The sequence below is a fragment of the Caulobacter sp. Root1472 genome (assembly GCF_001426985.1).
GTDB lineage: Bacteria > Pseudomonadota > Alphaproteobacteria > Caulobacterales > Caulobacteraceae > Caulobacter > Caulobacter rhizosphaerae.
Map to the genome: position 1 here is coordinate 107,378 of NZ_LMFX01000002.1, position 14,928 is coordinate 122,305.

Here is a 14,928-nt window from a genome sequence, read left to right on the forward strand (position 1 = left end):
CGGCGACTTGGCCTTCCACGCGCCGAAAAAGCGGCCGATTCCACCTCCGATGACGAAAACAGTCGAGATTTCATCCGGTTGCCGTCGGCTAGCCGACAGTCGGCCTCGGGGCCCGGTCGCTGCGCCACGCCACCCAGGCCGCGCCCAGCAGCACCGTCGCGGCGATCAGGCCCGAGGTCCGCAAGCCGGCGGCGATCCGGTCCGGCCCGCCGGTCGCCAGGGCGCCCATCACCGCAACACCAGCCGCGCCCGCGGCCTGGCGACAGGCGTTCAGCACGCCCGAGGCCGCGCCCGAGACGTGACGGTCGACGTTGGCCAGCAAGGCGCTGGTCATGGCGGGCACCGCCGTGCCCATGCCCGCCGGAATCAGCAGGAAGCCCGGGATCATCAGCCCGTAGGGCGTGGACGGCGACAGCCGGCTGGTCAGGGCGTAGCCGATCGCGGCCACCAGCACGCCGCCGGCCATGGTCCGCGCCGGACCGAACCGGTGGGCGACCCGCCCGCTCAGCAGGTTGGAGACGATGAAGGTCGCCGTCAGGGGCAGGAAGGCCAGGCCCGCCTGCACGACGTCGTACCCCGCTGAGCGCTGCAGGAAGAGACCCAACACGAAAATCACGCCGTAATAGGTGAAGTTGACGCCGACCCCGATCACCACCGCAGACCAGACCATGCGGCTCCGGAACACCGCCAGCGGCACGGCGGGGTGCGGGCTGCGGATCTCCACCCACAGGAAGGCCGCCGCCGCCGCCATGCCGGCGACCAGGGCGCTGGCCACCAGGAGATCACCCCAGCCGCGATGGCCGCCCTCGATCACCGCTCCCACCAGGCAGGCCAGGGCGACGAAGCCCAGGGCCTGGCCAGGCAGGTCCAGCGGCCGCTTTTCGCGCGGCGGGACCTCGGGCACGAAGGCCAGGGTCAGGGCCGCGCCCAGCAGGCAGAGCGGCAGGTTGACCAGGAACACCCAGCGCCAGCCCAGGGCGCCGATCAGCAGGCCGCCGATCACCGGCCCAGCAGCGATCGACACGCCGCCCGCCGCCGTCCACCAGCCGACGGCCCAGGCCCGCGCCCGGTCGTCGCCGGCCGCCGCATGGGCGATCAGGGCCAGGGACGGCGGCACCAGCAGGGCGGCGGCCGCCCCCTGGATCGCCCGGGCCAGGACCAGTTGCAGCGCGTCCCGGGCCAGGCCGCAGGCCGCCGACGACACCGCGAACAACAGAAGTCCCGTCAGGAAGGCCCGGCGCGGCCCGAACCGGTCGCCCAGCGCCCCGGCCGACAGCAGCAACGCCGCCAGCAGCAGGGTATAGGCGTCGACCACCCATTGCAGGCTGGCGGTCGGCGCCCCGAACTCGCGGCCGATGGCGTCCAGCGCCACGTTGACGATGGTCACGTCCAGCTGGACGATCGTGAAGCCGAAGCTGGCGGCGACCAGGATCAGCGGCAGGCCAGCGGGACGGGCGGGGGACGCGACTCGGACAGGGGTCATGGTCGCAGTTTCGCCGACGCCGCGGCGGAATGTCACCTCGAAGGATGAAGGATCGCCGCCGCACGCTCGACAGGACACAACCTCAGATCACACAATCGTCATGCCAACGCTGCAGATGATCGCTGGTCAAAACCGCGCGGCCAATCTCAGATTGCATTGTCGAAACGCCCCAGGGGAGCAATCGGGACATGCGTGAACTGACGCTTGAAGAGATGGAACTGATCACCGGCGGCACGGACACCGTCGACGGAATCACCGTCATCGGCGACGGCGGCGGAGACGGCGGCTGGGATGGTTGGTGGGATGGCGGCTACGACGGGGGGTACGACGGAGGCTATGACGGCGGCGGCGGCGGCGGATCCGATCCCTCGGCCGACCAAGCCTCCATCGACGTTCAGGTCAACTTCAGCCGGCCGTTGACCCCCGCCGAACAAGCGGCTGTCGATAATCTTAAAGTATCGATCGCCAAGGAAACCGCCTACATCGACAGCCTGTCGGACACTGCGCAGATTACGCTTCCCAATGGCCATATCGTCACTGGCGCCGACCTGAAGGATACTTGGTCGAAAACCGATTTCCAGATCAACGAGGTCGGAACCAACTATCCCAACCAAAGCATGCGCGGTGAAGCGAACTACAATAACGGCGATCCGGTGGTAGGCTACAATATCGACATCCTGACAGCCTATAACAACTTGGCCGGCGGCATGGACTATCTGGCCATGCACGAGCTCGGGCACATGACGCAGGCGGGCCGCGACAGCAACTCCAACATCGACGCCAACCACGACGGCACGGTTTCGCAAGCCGAGAATGACGCCAATGAACGGGTCGCCAACGACATCGCCCAGGCGCTCGTGGCGGGTTCGGGGGGCGTGGTGATGGCGAATCCGGGCGGCGGCTACAGCGGAGCCCCGCTCACCTTCCAATAACGGCGCGAGTCTAGGGCATTTTCCGGCGAGTGGACGCCGGTTCGTCGCTGGAAAATGCTTTAAACCAAGGAGCAAAAGCCTCGGCCCGACGCAATCGGGTCGGGGAATGCTCCAGTACCCGAGGTCATATTATGAAGACATGCCTGCTTTTGACGGGCCTCTCGAGCCTTGGTCTTTTTTTGAGCGCTTGCACCTCGACGGCCGTCGCCGGGCCGCCGACCGATATGCCGGGCCGCGGCCCGGCCTGCGCGCCCGCCGGTCAGCGGCTGGCCGCCCTGTCCGTAAAACCGGGCGAGGCGGAGGTCGACCGCGTGATCGCCTGGAGTCCGCAAGTGGCGACCGACAGCCATCGGCTGGTCGAAAACAGGCGGGTGACGGGGCCATGCGCCAAGACCGTCAAGGCGTTCCTGGTCAACACCGCGGTTCTGGAAAGCGGCGAAGGGTTCGACTTCGGCAAGGACGGATCGATTACATCGCGGGAACCGGCCGACTTGCTCAAGCCCGTGGCCCTGGCAGGACCCCCGCCCCAAAACGGCGGCCAGTTCCTGATGGCGACACGGGTCGGCTACCGCAGGGAAGCCCAAGCCTTGGTCAGCGACTATCTAGGCCTGTGGCGTGACGGCGACCGTTGGACGGTCGCCAGCTTCAGCCAGCGCGACGCTCTCAATACCGGGCCGGTCAAGCCGGTTCTGACCTCGACCCTGCCCGTGGAAGGCGTGACCTACTTTCCGTCGCTCGACACGCCCTCCGGCCAGATTGCACTGACGCTGCGAGAAACCCCGCTGACGACCACGCTGCTGAGTTTCAGCTGGCGTCATTCACAATGGTTCCAATAGCGGCGCAAGGACCGCCGCATTGCTCGCCCTCCCGACGGCGACCGGTCGCCCGCGCGGAAGGCCTGTTGCGCCTGGCGTCGTCGTGACCCGGACTAGAGCCTTTTAGCCTGACCAGGTTGAGGCGTCTAAAAAGGCTCTAGTCAAACATTTGGAGCGCGTCGTCGGTGAAACCGCTCACGCGTTCTAATGCGCTCTAAGCCGCTTCCACCCCGAACTGCAGCCGGGCCAGCTTGGCGTAGAGCCCGCCCTGGGCCGAGAGTTCGGCGTGGGTGCCCTGCTCCACCACGCGCCCGTCCTCCATGACCACAATGCGGTCGGCCTTGAGCACGGTGGCCAGGCGGTGGGCGATGACCAGGGTGGTGCGCTCGCTCATGGCGTCGTGCAGGGCCTTCTGGACCAGGCGCTCGTTCTCGGCGTCCAGGGCGCTGGTGGCCTCGTCCAGCAGCAGGATCGGCGCGTTGCGGACCAGGGCGCGGGCAATGGCCAGGCGCTGGCGCTGGCCGCCCGACAGGGTTTTGGCCCGCTCGCCGACGGGCGTGTCGAAGCCCTGCGGCAAAGCGTTGATGAAGGGTGTGGCCTGGGCCGCGTCGGCGGCGGCGCGCGCCTCCTCCTCCGTGGCGTCCTCGCGGCCGAAGCGGATGTTGTCCAGGGCCGAACCGGAGAACAGCGGACTGTCCTGGGCCACCAGGGCCATGCGGTCGCGCACCTCGGCGGGGTCGGCGGCCCGCAGGTCGACACCGTCCAGCGTCACCACGCCGGCCTGCGGATCGTAGAAGCGCAGCAGCAGCCGCAGCACCGTGCTCTTGCCCGCACCGGACGGACCGACCAGGGCCACGGTCTCGCCCGGCCTGACCACTAGGTCGAAGCCCTTCAGGGCCGGCAGGTCGGGCCGTCCGGGATAGGCGAAAGTCACGCCCTCGAAGGCGATGGCGCCCCGGGCCGGCGTAGGCAGCGTGCGGGGCTGATCCGGCGCCGCGATGCCCGGTTCGGAATTGAGCAGGTCGGAGATCCGCTCCATGGCCCCGGCCGCCTTCTGGACGTCGCCCCAGACCTCGCCCAGGGCCCCGACCGAGCCGGCGGCCATGATCGCCAGCAGGGCGAACTGGGCCAGGGTGCCCGGCGTCATCTCGCCGGACAGAACCAGGTGCGCGCCGGTCCACAGCAGCAGGGTGATGCCGCCGAACGCCAGGACGATGACCACGGCGGTCATGCCCGCCCGGGCGCTGATCCGGCGGACCGAGGCCTTGTAGGCCGCCTCGACGGCGCCGCCGAAACGGGTGTCGGCCGCCGCCTCGCGCCCGAAGGCCTGGACGGTGTCCAGAGCGTCGAGGCTCTCGCCGGCGTAGCCGACCGCATCGGCGAACCGGTCCTGGGCGGCGACCGACAGCTTGCGCACATTGCGGCCCAGCAGGAACATCGGCGCCAGGATCACGGGCACCATCAGCACGATGAAGCCGGCCAGCTTGGGGCTGACCACGGCCATGTAGCCCAGGCCGCCGATCAGGCTGAGCGTGTTGCGCAGCGCCACCGAGGCCGAGGTCCCCACCAGGGTCTCGACAATGGTGATGTCGGTGGTCATCCGCGACAGCACCTCGCCCGTGCGGGTCTTCAGGAAGAAGGCTGGATCCAGGGTCAGGGTGTGGCCGTACAGCGCCCGGCGCAGGTCGGCGACCACCCGCTCGCCCAGCCGGGTGACGAAGAAGAAGCGCAGCGCCGTCGCCACGGCCAGCACCAGGGCCACCGCGCCCAGGCCGAGGAAGGCGGTGTTGACGGCGTCGCCGGAACCCTTGGCGAAACCCTTGTCGATCACGCCCTTGAAGGCCGCCGTCAGGCCCAGGGTGGCGCTGGTCGAGAACAGCAGGAAGAAGCCGGCGGCCAGGGCGTCGCCGATGTGGCGGCGCACGAACGGCAGCAGGTGGGCCAGCGGGCGGACATCCTTGCGGCGCGGCCGGCGGTTGGCCGCCTCGGCCAGGCTCTGCACCAGCTCCGCGCCCGCGCTCGGCCTGCCTTCGGCCGAAATCTCGCCCGCGTTCACGTCGCTCATCAACTGACCCTTGCCAAAATCGCGCGCTTTCTTTATAGCCGCGCGTCTCCGAGAGCCACCCGCAAGGTTTGGCGCCCGCTCACATTACACGCCGCCTCAAGTCGGTTGGATCGCCCGATGAAACAAGACATTCACCCCGACTACCACTTCATCACCGTCACCCTGACCGACGGGACCACCTATCAGACCCGTTCGACCTACGGGAAAGAAGGCGCGACCCTGGCGCTGGACATCGATCCGCGCGTGCACCCGGCCTGGACCGGCGGCAACAGCCAGATGCTCGACCGCGGCGGCCGCGTCTCGCGCTTCAACGCCAAGTTCGCCGGCTTCACCGCCAAGAAGTAAGCGTCTCACGCTTCTCGCCGTAAGGGCGACGAAAGGCCGGTTCCGCGTTCGCGGGCCGGCCTTTTCCGTTTCGGGCGCCGATTAGCCGCGAGGTCGGGACAGCACCCAGACCAGCGGGTCGATCACGGCGTGGCTGTCGATATCGATCTGGTCGCACCGTTTCACGTCCGCCACCAGCAGCTGCTGCAGGCTCGACGTAACGTAGAGCCCCGTTTCCGTGCGAACTGACGGCTCGGTCTCAGGGCGGCAAGTGACATAGGCCTCGGTGTCAGGGCCCACTTTCAGGACGCCCAGGCTCCAGCCGCCGCGTCCCACGTGGCGGGCCCCGATCGCAGAGCCTTCGATGCCCAGATCAAGATCCACCGGCGCACCTGTGAGATTGTGCGCCACCACCAGTACATAGGGCTGGAATGTCAGGCTGAACGTGGCGGCGCCCAGGGCAAGAACCACCGCGACGCAGGTCAGAAGGATCCTGAAACCCGGCAGCCAGACAGCTTCGCGTCGCCTCACGCCACCCCGAACGCCGCGCTCAGGCGGTCGAACTGCGCCTGCACGGGACGGGGCGCTTCCTCGTCGGCGGCGGCTTCAAGATACATGCGCTTGTCCAGGTGGCGGACGCGCTCATACAGCCGCTCGGAGCGCTGCAGCAGGTTGACCAGGCCGAAGGGCAGGTCCTCGACGGCGGCGGGTTCACCGGCCTCCAGGCCCAGGCGATAGTTCTCCGCGCAGGCGGCCTCGGCGGCCATCTCGCCTTCCTTGACCGCGCGCTGGACCAGCAGCCACGAGGCCACCTGCATCAGCCGCGTGGTCAGGCGCATGCTTTCGCTGGCGTAGGCCAGCGCCGCATTGCGCGAGAGGATCTTGCTGTCATGGCGTCCGGCCCCGTCGAGATAGGCGGCGGTCTCCTCGACCAGCGTCATGCCCTCCTCGAACGTCCGGTCGAAAAGCTCGGAGCGAGCGAAGTCCTGGATCACGCCAGCACGCCAGGGGGCCGCGGCCACGTTCAACTCGGTCATAGCTACTCAATGCCCCTTCGAAAGGCCGCGAGAAGGTCCCGCCGGACAGGAGGACTGCAACCCCCGTGCCAGACATGATCGTCCCGTTTCGCGACCGCCCCGCCCCCAGGTCCGTTTCAAGCTCGTGTCCGAGTCCGATATCCGAGTCAGGCGGGTCCGAGACTCCGCCTGTAGCGTAAACCGATCGTTAGTCTAGGCGACCAAACAGCGCATTGGCCGCGTCGCGCCCCGCCTTTTTCTTGCTGAGCTGGGCGCGGGTGCGGGCGATTTCCGCTTCCAGCGCCTCGATCCGCTCTTCCAGTTCCGCCACGCCATAGGTGTCCAGGTCCTCGTGCGTGGTGGCGTTAAGCGCATCGCCACGGAAGGCGCGCGGCTCGACCGGTTCTTCGATCATCCGATCGGTCTCCCTTTGCTCGACCCCTTTTCGATCCTCCATCTGACGCCTACCAAGGGCGCGACGCAAGCCTCACGGGATGTCCGCCCATGTCCGACCCGATGTCCGACACCATGACCGCCATCGCCGTCGAGGGCGGCAAGGGAGCGGCCGACGCGCTCCGTCCCGGGATTGTCGAGCGCCCGCGACCGGGCCCGGGTCAGATCCTGATCCGCGTGCGGGCCGCGGGGGTGAACCGTCCAGACCTGCTGCAGCGCCTGGGGTTCTATCCGCCGCCGCCCGGCGCCCCGGCCACCCTCGGCCTGGAAGTCGCCGGCGAGGTCGTTACCGGCGCGGGACGCTGGAAAGCCGGCGACAAGGTCTGCGCTCTGCTGGGCGGCGGCGGCTACGCCCAGTACGCCGTGGTCGACGCTCGCCACGCCCTGCCGATCCCCGCCAACAGCGAAGGAGAATTCGACTTCGCCCATGCCGCCGCCCTGCCGGAAACCGTGTTCACCGTGTTCGCCAACGTGTTCGAACATGGCGCGCTCAAGGTTGGCGAGACGCTGCTGATTCACGGCGGGACGTCCGGTATCGGGACAACGGCGATCGCCATGGCCAAGGCGCACGGCGCGCGGGTGATCGCCACCGGCCGCGGCGCCGACAAGAAGGCCCAGGCCCTGGCCCTGGGCGCCGACATCGCTGTCGACGCCAAGGCCGAGGACTTCGCCGAGGTCGCCAGGGCGGCCGGCGGGGTCGACGTGGTGCTGGACATGGTCGGGGCCAGCTATCTCGACCGCAACCTCGAGGCCCTGAACACCGGCGGCCGCATCGTCTACATCGCCGCCCTGGCCGGGCCGGTGCTGGAGGTTCCGGTGATGAAGATCATGCAGAAGCGCGCGGTGATCACCGGCTCGACCCTGCGCCCGCGCTCGGCGGACGAAAAGGCTCGCCTGGCCGCCGAGATCGAGCGCGTGGTCTGGCCGTGGATCGCGGCCGGCAAGCTGGCGCCGGTGATCGACGCCACCTTTCCGCTGGAAGAGGCCGCCGCCGCCCACGCCCACCTCGAAGCCGGCGAACACGTGGGCAAGGTGGTGCTGCTGGCCTAGACCTGGGAGGAAGCAAGAGTCGGCCGTTCCGATCCCGCGGCGTTATAACCCAGCGACCAGCCGCCCACTGTTCGTAAACCCCTTACGGGCACATGATATCGTCCCTAGCGTTTCCCGAAGGGCTCGATGCAGGCTTTCAACGATCAGGATCCGGTACAAGGCGCCTTGGAAAACGCCGAGCAGCGCGGGGGCGTGGCTGCAAACGGCAAGCCCAGCCTGACCATCGAGGAGGCCGGCCTGCACCTGGTCCGCGGCGAGCCCGGATGGTCCGCGGCCCTCGGCCAGGCCGCGACGGTCAGCTACGCCTTCCGCTCCACTGCGCCGGCCACCATGCCGGAGGACACCGGCGGCTTCTCGCGCTTCAACGCCGCCCAGATCGCCCAGACGGAACTGGCGCTGGCGTCCTGGAGCGACGTGGCCAACATCACCTTCGTCCGCACCGGTTCGGGGTCCAGCGGCGAACAGGCCTATTCGAACTCGGCCTCGATCCTGTTCGCCAACTACGCCACCGGCGCGGAGGGGGCCGCCGCGTTCGGCAACTATCCCGGCAACACCAGCTTCGCCTCGGCGTCGGGCGACGTGTGGGTGAACAGCACGCTCGGCTACAACGCCCATCCCGTGCAGGGCGGCTACGGCGGCCTGGTGTTGGTCCACGAAATCGGCCACGCCATCGGCCTGGCCCACCCCGGCGACTATAACGCCGAGGACGGCGTCACGATCACGTACGCCGCCAACGCCGAGTACTACGAGGACTCGCTGCAGTTCACGGTGATGAGCTACTTCGATGAGGACGAAACCGGCGCGAACTTTCATGGCGCCTACGCCGCCGCCCCCATGTTGGACGACATCTCGGCCGCGCAGCAAGAATACGGCGCCAATATCACCACGCGTACGGGCGACACCGTCTACGGTTTCGGTTCGACCGCCGGCCGCCCCTGGTTCGCCGCGACCGCCAGCGATTCGACGCTGATCTTCGCCGTTTGGGACGCGGGCGGCGTCGATACATTCAACTTCTCGGGTTATTCCACCGGTCAAGTCATCGACCTGCAACCCGGGCATTTCTCCAGCGTCGGCGGCTTGATCGGCAATGTGGCGATCGCCCTGAACGTCGGCATCGAGAACGCGCTCGGCGGCTCGGGCGTCGACACCATCACCGGCAATGCGCTGGCCAACCGGCTGGAGGGTCTGGCTGGCGGCGATGCGCTCTATGGCCTGGCCGGCGACGACGTCCTCTTCGGCGGCGACAGCCAGGACCAGCTCTATGGCGGCGACGGCAACGACCACCTGTACGGCGGCGCCGGCGGCGACTTCATCGATGGCGGCACCGGCTACGACCTCGCGCGCTATGACGACGCGACGGCCGCGGTGACGGTGAATCTATCGACGGGCGCGGGCGCGAACGGCGCGATCGGCGACACCTATATTTCGATCGAAGGCGTGATCGGCTCGAACTTCAGCGACGTGCTCGTCGGCGACGCCGGCGACAATGTCCTTTACGGTCAGGCCGGCGACGACGCCCTCTTCGCCGGCGCGGGTCGCAACAGCCTCTACGGCGGCGCGGGCGGTGACCATCTCTACTCCGGAAGCGGCGCCGACCTGATGGACGGCGGCGACGGCTACGATCTGGTCCGCTACGACGCCGCGGCCTCGGGCGTGTCGGTGGATCTGTCGGCCCAGCGCGGTCTTGCCGGCGAAGCCGCCGGCGACGCCTACGTCTCGATCGAGGGCGTGATCGGTTCGACCTTCGCGGACATCGTGACGGGCGACGCCGCGGCGAACGTCATCTACGGCCTGGCCTCGGATGATGTTCTCTACGGCCTAGGCGGCGCCGACCAGCTGTTCGGCGGAGACGGCAACGACTTCCTCTACGGCGGCTTCGGCGCTGACCTGCTGGACGGCGGCGCCGGCTACGACCTAGCGCGCTTCGACAGCGCCGGTCCGGCCTTCATCATCGTCGACCTCAAGAATGGCGTGACCAACGACAACGACCACATGATCTCGATCGAGAGCATCGTGGCCACCGACCAGTCGGACATCCTGTACGGCGACGACAGCGGCAATGTCATCTACGCCCTTGGGGGGAACGACCGGCTGGTGGGCCTGGGCGGCGACGACAGGCTCTACGGCGGCTCCGGCGCCGACCTGTTCGCTTTCGACAGCGGGTCGGGCCGCGACCTGGTCGTGGACTTCCAGCCGGCGGGCGCTGGTCACGACGTCATCGCCATCGAACGCGACGCCAATCACTCGGGCGTCACGGATTTCGCGACGCTGATGGCCCGCGCCCAGGAACAGGCGGCCGGAGTCTTTCTGGACCTGGGCGGCGGCAACGGCGTCACCTTGCTGGATGTCCACGTGGCCGACCTAACCAGCGACCTGTTCACCTTCTACTGATCGCCGCCTGCTGATCGCTGATGGGCTGGCGGGATATCATTGTCGCGTCTCGGCCGAACTCGCGCCGGGCCGCCGCGTTGTGCTCGCATGCCCCATCGCCCTCGCATCGGCTGCTCCGGCTGGACATATGACGACTGGAGGGGACCGTTCTATCCCGAGACGGTGAAGCTGAAGGATCGGCTGACCTACTACGCCAGCCGCTTCGACACGACGGAGATCAACGGCAGCTTCTATCGTCTGCCCAGCGAAAAGGCCGTCGCCGCCTGGGCCGAGCAGGTCCCCGACGGCTTCTGCTTCGCCTGGAAAGTCTCGCGCTACATCACCCACAACAAGAAGCTGAAGGATTGCCAGGACAGCGTCGACCTGGTCTTCGACCGGATGAAGCCCCTGGGCGGCAAGCGCGGACCCGCCCTGGTGCAGCTGCCGCCCATGCTCCACCGCGACGACGAGCGGCTGAAGCGGTTCCTGGGCTGGCTGCCGAAAGGCTGGCGGACCACGGTCGAGTTCCGTCACGCCAGCTGGTACGAGGACGCGGTCTTCGACATCCTGCGCGACCACGGCGTCGCCTTCTGCGTCTCGGATCACCACGACGCCCCCTCGCCCTGGCTGGCCACCGCCGACTTCGCCTATGTGCGGGGCCACGGGCCGGGCGGCCACTATCACGGCCGGTATTCCGACGCCGAACTGCAGGCTTGGGCCGAGCATCTCGCGACCTGGCGCGCCGAGGGCCTGGACACGTTCAGCTACTTCGACAACGACGTGAAGAGCGCCGCGCCGCAGGACGCGGACAAGCTGATCGCGCTGCTGGACTGATCGTCGCGTCGATCCCCGTTCCCTTTCCCGAAGAACCGCATTATAGCTCCAGGCTGAACATCCCGCCCGGCCGCAAGGTCGGGCGCCGTCATTTCTGGAGGACCGCATGTCCGACATCCTGATGCCCAAGGCGACGGCCGTCTGGCTCGTGGACAACACGTCGCTGAGCTTTGAGCAGATCGCCGATTTCTGCGGCCTGCACCCCCTGGAAGTCCGCGGCATCGCCGACGGTGAAGTGGCGCGCGACATCCGCGGCGCCGACCCGATCGGCAACGGCCAGCTGACCCGCGAGGAGCTGGACCGCGCCCAGGCCAATCCGGACTACCGGATGAAGGCCCAGGTCAGCCGCCACGCAGAACTGCTGAAGCCGCAGAAGAAGGCTCCGCGCTACACCCCGGTGTCGCGCCGCCAGGACCGTCCGGACGCCATCGCCTGGTTCCTGCGCCACCACCCCGAAGTGACCGACGCGCAGATCTCCAAGCTGCTGGGCACCACCAAGTCGACCATCGAGCAGGTCCGCGCCCGCACGCACTGGAACGCGGCCAATATCAAGCCGGTCGATCCGGTGACCCTGGGCCTGGTCGGCCAGCTGGAGCTGGACGCCCTGGTCAAGAAGGCGGCCGAGAAGAAGGCCAAGGACGACCTGAAGAAGGGCATCCTGCCGGAAGACCCGACCCTGCGCCCCGCCTCGGAAACCAGCGCCCTGCCGGAAGACCACGAGGACGAAGAGGCCGCGATCCGCGCCGCGCGTATCGAGCCCAAGGCCGAGGACGTGTTCGGCAAGTCGACCTACGTCCCGGACGAGGACGAAGACGACGAGGACTAGGGCCTCACGGTCAAGCAAAAGGCCCGCTCCGTCTGCACGGCGCGGGCCTTTCTGTTTTCGGCCTCCTCAGGCGGCCACCGCGGCTTCAGGCGCGCGACGGCCAGAGGGGGCTAGTGAAGTCGGGCCCTGAGGCCTTCGATCTCCTCCTTGAGCCTGAGCTTCTGCCGCTTCAGCTCCCGGAGACGGGTGCTGTCGCTGACGGGTCGACTGGTCTCCTCCTGGATCGTGCGGTCGAGGCTCTCGTGACGGGACCCTAGCTCGCGGATACGGGATTCGATGGCCATGGCTGTCGGCTCCTTGCTGGTGGAGAGGCAAGTCAACACCCGCTGGCCGAAGCTGTCAGATCACATATGATTGCAATCGGCGGCGCTTGACCTGGCGCAGCTTGCTCCCAGGACGGACGAAAATTCACCATGTCGGACCCGCTGGCCAGCCCACAAACCCCCTCGGAAAAGCCTCGCCTGGTCGTCGGAATCTCAGGCGCTTCGGGGGTTGTCTATGGTCTTCGGGCCCTGGACGCCTGCCGCGAGCTGGGCGTGGAGAGCCACCTCGTCCTGACCAAGTCGGCGGTCCTGACCCTGTCGCAGGAAACCGGATTTTCCGTCGGCCAGGTCAATGAAAAGGCGGACGTTGTCCATCGCGTAGGCGACATTGGGGCGGCGATCGCGTCTGGCTCATATCGCACATTGGGAATGATCATCGCCCCCTGCTCGGTGCGGACGATGAGCGAGATCGCCACGGGCGTCACGGCCTCGCTGCTGACCCGCGCCGCCGACGTGACCCTGAAGGAGCGCCGTCCGCTGGTGCTGATGGTGCGCGAGACGCCGCTGCACCTGGGCCACCTGCGCACCATGACCAAGCTGGCCGAGATGGGCGCGGTGATCGCTCCGCCGCTTCCGGCGTTCTACGCCAAGCCGCGGTCGATCGCCGAGATGGTCGACCAGTCGGTGGGCCGCGCGCTCGACCTGTTCGGCCTCTCCTGGCGGCCGGTCCGGCGCTGGGGCGAGGACCTGGCGACCATCACTGGAGAGGCCTGAAAGGGCCTTGGGGGGTTAACGACGATGCGGCTTTGGCAATGGGCGCTGGAGGTCTATGTGCGACCGTCTGTCGCAGGGGCGTGCCTGTCGCTGCAGGACGGACACGGCCAGAACGTGCCCTACCTGTTGTGGGCCGCCTGGCGCGCCAGCGAAGGCCGCGCGGCCGACGTCAAGGCCGCCGCCCAGTTGGTCCGGCGGTGGGACGCCGAGGTCGGCTCGCCCCTGCGCGCCATCCGCCGCGCGATCAAGCCGGCCTGGCCGGGGATCGACGACGGCGCTCGCGAGGACTTCCGCAATGCGGTCAAGGACATCGAGCTGCACGGCGAGAAGGTGCTGATGGAAAGCCTGGAAGCCCTCAGCGGCGAGCCCGGACCGGCTCTGGACGTGTTCGACACGCTGCTGGAAGCCGCCCGGGCGTCGGGCGACCCGCCGCGCGACGGCGCCCTGCGGGCCCTTTCCGACGCGCTGGGCGGGCCGGCGGCGTGAGGCCCTTTACCGGCTGTCAGGCTTTGCTATCTATCACCGCCGCGAACACGCGCCCGAGACCTGGCATGGAGGAGCGTCCATGAACGACGACGATCCTTCCGACGATTCCGACGTCGCCATCGAACGACGCCTGGCCATCCTGCGCGAGGAGCACCAGGACCTGTCGGATTCGATCGAGGCTCTGGAAGAACGCCCCCAACCCGACATGCTCCAGATCGCCCGCCTCAAGCGCCGCAAGCTGGCCCTGAAGGACGAGATCGTGCGGCTGGAAGACCAGCTCATGCCGGACATCATCGCCTAAGCCATTACCTCGGCCAACCACCGCCGCAGGGCGCTGACCGCCTGGCCGTCGCGCGCGGCGGGCGGATAGACCAGCTCGAACCGCCGCCCGGCCAGCACCGGCCCGAACGGCTGGACCAGCAGGCCGGCGGCCAGCTCCTCGGCCACCAGCGTCAGGCTGGTCAGCACGACGCCGTGCCCCGCCGCGGCCGCCTGGATGGCGTGACTGTCGTCGGTGAAGCGCGGCCCCGCCTCGACGTCCAGATCCGTCCTTCCCGCCTGCCGGGCCCATAGCCGCCAGGTTGGGGCGTCGGCGCCCGGATGACGCCATTCGGCATGGATCAGGGTCTGGGCGGCCAGACCCCCGGGCTCGGCCAGGCCAAGGCGGGGACTGCACACCGGGGCGAAGCGGTCGTCGACCAGGGGTTCGGAGACCAGGCCGGGCCAGGGTCCCAGGCCATAGCGCACGGCCGCGTCGGCCTCGCCCGCCCGCAGGTCGACCGGATCGTCGGTGGCCAACAGGCGCAGGTCCAGATCGGGATTGGCGGCGCGGAACGCCTCCACCCGGCCGGCCAGGCGTCGAGCGGCGAAGGCCATGGTCGTCGACAGGGTCACCACCCGACGACCGCTCTCCACGCGAAGACTGGCGACCGCCCGTTCAAAGGCGTCCAGGCCGTCCATGAGGACCGGGAAAAGCCGCGCCCCGGCGGCCGTCAGGCTGACGCTGCGAACGCCGCGCACGAACAGCGGCTGGCCCAGGTGCGCTTCCAGCTGCCGCACCTGGTGGCTGACCGCCGTGGGCGTGACCGCGAGCTCCTCGGCCGCCAGGCGAAAACTGAGCCGGCGCGCGGCGGCCTCGAAGGCGCGCAGGGCCGAGAGCGGCGGCAGGCGGCGCATGAATGATCTCACCTCATCTGTCGCCTGTGGATTTCGCGTTTGTGGCGGCACGTCAAGAGCG

The 14,928-nt window shown here is 68.5% G+C and carries 17 protein-coding genes; 10 read left to right on the forward strand and 7 right to left on the reverse strand.

All coding sequences use genetic code 11. The features are described from left to right. Nucleotides 1-88 precede the first annotated feature (88 nt). Nucleotides 89-1,483, reverse strand: coding sequence for an MFS transporter (locus ASD47_RS03555; RefSeq protein WP_056751769.1), 1,395 nt, complete (start codon nucleotides 1,481-1,483; stop codon nucleotides 89-91). Nucleotides 1,484-1,671: 188 nt separating this feature from the next. Here ASD47_RS03555 and ASD47_RS27215 point away from each other — a divergent pair, with 188 nt between their 5' ends. Continuing rightward, a complete protein-coding gene (locus ASD47_RS27215; protein ID WP_056751772.1) occupies nucleotides 1,672-2,415 on the forward strand; it encodes a hypothetical protein in 744 nt (247 codons plus the stop codon). A gap of 29 nt (nucleotides 2,416-2,444) precedes the next feature. Next, nucleotides 2,445-3,251, forward strand: a complete 807-nt coding sequence (locus ASD47_RS03565; protein WP_156402096.1) for a hypothetical protein — start codon at nucleotides 2,445-2,447, stop codon at nucleotides 3,249-3,251. Between the two features lie 193 nt (nucleotides 3,252-3,444). Here the strand turns inward: ASD47_RS03565 and ASD47_RS03570 are convergent, their stop codons facing one another. Beyond that, entirely contained in the window at nucleotides 3,445-5,298 is a 1,854-nt protein-coding gene (locus ASD47_RS03570; protein WP_162251614.1) for an ABC transporter transmembrane domain-containing protein, read from the reverse strand. Nucleotides 5,299-5,412: 114 nt separating this feature from the next. Here ASD47_RS03570 and rpmE point away from each other — a divergent pair, with 114 nt between their 5' ends. Then, nucleotides 5,413-5,640 carry a 50S ribosomal protein L31 gene (rpmE, locus tag ASD47_RS03575; RefSeq protein WP_056751777.1) on the forward strand — a complete coding sequence of 76 codons (228 nt, stop codon included), beginning with the start codon at nucleotides 5,413-5,415 and terminating at the stop codon, nucleotides 5,638-5,640. Between the two features lie 81 nt (nucleotides 5,641-5,721). Here the strand turns inward: rpmE and ASD47_RS03580 are convergent, their stop codons facing one another. The 3 genes from ASD47_RS03580 to ASD47_RS03590 form a co-directional block, all read right to left on the reverse strand. Then, a complete protein-coding gene (locus tag ASD47_RS03580) occupies nucleotides 5,722-6,150 on the reverse strand; it encodes a hypothetical protein (RefSeq protein WP_056751780.1) in 429 nt (142 codons plus the stop codon). Then, nucleotides 6,147-6,656, reverse strand: coding sequence for a DUF1465 family protein (locus ASD47_RS03585; RefSeq protein ID WP_056751781.1), 510 nt, complete (start codon nucleotides 6,654-6,656; stop codon nucleotides 6,147-6,149). The genes ASD47_RS03580 and ASD47_RS03585 overlap by 4 nt, the downstream gene beginning before the upstream one ends. 187 nt (nucleotides 6,657-6,843) lie before the next feature. Further along, nucleotides 6,844-7,050 carry a DUF1192 domain-containing protein gene (locus ASD47_RS03590; RefSeq protein WP_056751782.1) on the reverse strand — a complete coding sequence of 69 codons (207 nt, stop codon included), beginning with the start codon at nucleotides 7,048-7,050 and terminating at the stop codon, nucleotides 6,844-6,846. 101 nt (nucleotides 7,051-7,151) lie between these two features. On the opposite strand from ASD47_RS03590, the gene ASD47_RS03595 reads away from it, so the two are divergent. The 4 genes from ASD47_RS03595 (at nucleotide 7,152) to ASD47_RS03610 (ending at nucleotide 12,168) form a co-directional block, all read left to right on the forward strand. Continuing rightward, the gene (locus tag ASD47_RS03595; protein ID WP_056751898.1) at nucleotides 7,152-8,138 is read left to right on the forward strand and encodes an NAD(P)H-quinone oxidoreductase; all 987 of its coding nucleotides are present in this window, start codon (nucleotides 7,152-7,154) and stop codon (nucleotides 8,136-8,138) included. 126 nt (nucleotides 8,139-8,264) lie between these two features. Next, entirely contained in the window at nucleotides 8,265-10,529 is a 2,265-nt protein-coding gene (locus tag ASD47_RS28015) for a M10 family metallopeptidase C-terminal domain-containing protein (RefSeq protein ID WP_056751785.1), read from the forward strand. A gap of 87 nt (nucleotides 10,530-10,616) precedes the next feature. Continuing rightward, entirely contained in the window at nucleotides 10,617-11,342 is a 726-nt protein-coding gene (locus ASD47_RS03605) for a DUF72 domain-containing protein (protein ID WP_056751787.1), read from the forward strand. A 106-nt stretch (nucleotides 11,343-11,448) separates the two neighbouring features. Then, nucleotides 11,449-12,168 carry a DUF1013 domain-containing protein gene (locus tag ASD47_RS03610; protein WP_056751790.1) on the forward strand — a complete coding sequence of 240 codons (720 nt, stop codon included), beginning with the start codon at nucleotides 11,449-11,451 and terminating at the stop codon, nucleotides 12,166-12,168. A 110-nt stretch (nucleotides 12,169-12,278) separates the two neighbouring features. On the opposite strand, the gene ASD47_RS03615 is transcribed toward ASD47_RS03610, so the two are convergent. Next, the gene (locus tag ASD47_RS03615; RefSeq protein ID WP_056751792.1) at nucleotides 12,279-12,452 is read right to left on the reverse strand and encodes a YdcH family protein; all 174 of its coding nucleotides are present in this window, start codon (nucleotides 12,450-12,452) and stop codon (nucleotides 12,279-12,281) included. Between the two features lie 129 nt (nucleotides 12,453-12,581). On the opposite strand from ASD47_RS03615, the gene ASD47_RS03620 reads away from it, so the two are divergent. The 3 genes from ASD47_RS03620 (at nucleotide 12,582) to ASD47_RS03630 (ending at nucleotide 13,992) form a co-directional block, all read left to right on the forward strand. Then, on the forward strand, nucleotides 12,582-13,205 hold the full coding sequence (locus ASD47_RS03620) for a UbiX family flavin prenyltransferase (protein ID WP_056751795.1): 624 nt from the start codon (nucleotides 12,582-12,584) through the stop codon (nucleotides 13,203-13,205). Nucleotides 13,206-13,229: 24 nt separating this feature from the next. Further along, nucleotides 13,230-13,691 (forward strand): TIGR02444 family protein, encoded by a 462-nt coding sequence (locus ASD47_RS03625; protein WP_056751797.1) that lies wholly within the window; start codon nucleotides 13,230-13,232, stop codon nucleotides 13,689-13,691. A 79-nt stretch (nucleotides 13,692-13,770) separates the two neighbouring features. Continuing rightward, nucleotides 13,771-13,992, forward strand: coding sequence for a YdcH family protein (locus tag ASD47_RS03630; RefSeq protein ID WP_056751799.1), 222 nt, complete (start codon nucleotides 13,771-13,773; stop codon nucleotides 13,990-13,992). On the opposite strand, the gene ASD47_RS03635 is transcribed toward ASD47_RS03630, so the two are convergent. After that, nucleotides 13,989-14,867 (reverse strand): LysR substrate-binding domain-containing protein, encoded by an 879-nt coding sequence (locus tag ASD47_RS03635; RefSeq protein ID WP_056751802.1) that lies wholly within the window; start codon nucleotides 14,865-14,867, stop codon nucleotides 13,989-13,991. The two genes, ASD47_RS03630 and ASD47_RS03635, sit on opposite strands and share 4 nt — an antisense overlap. Between the last annotated feature and the right edge of the window lie 61 nt (nucleotides 14,868-14,928).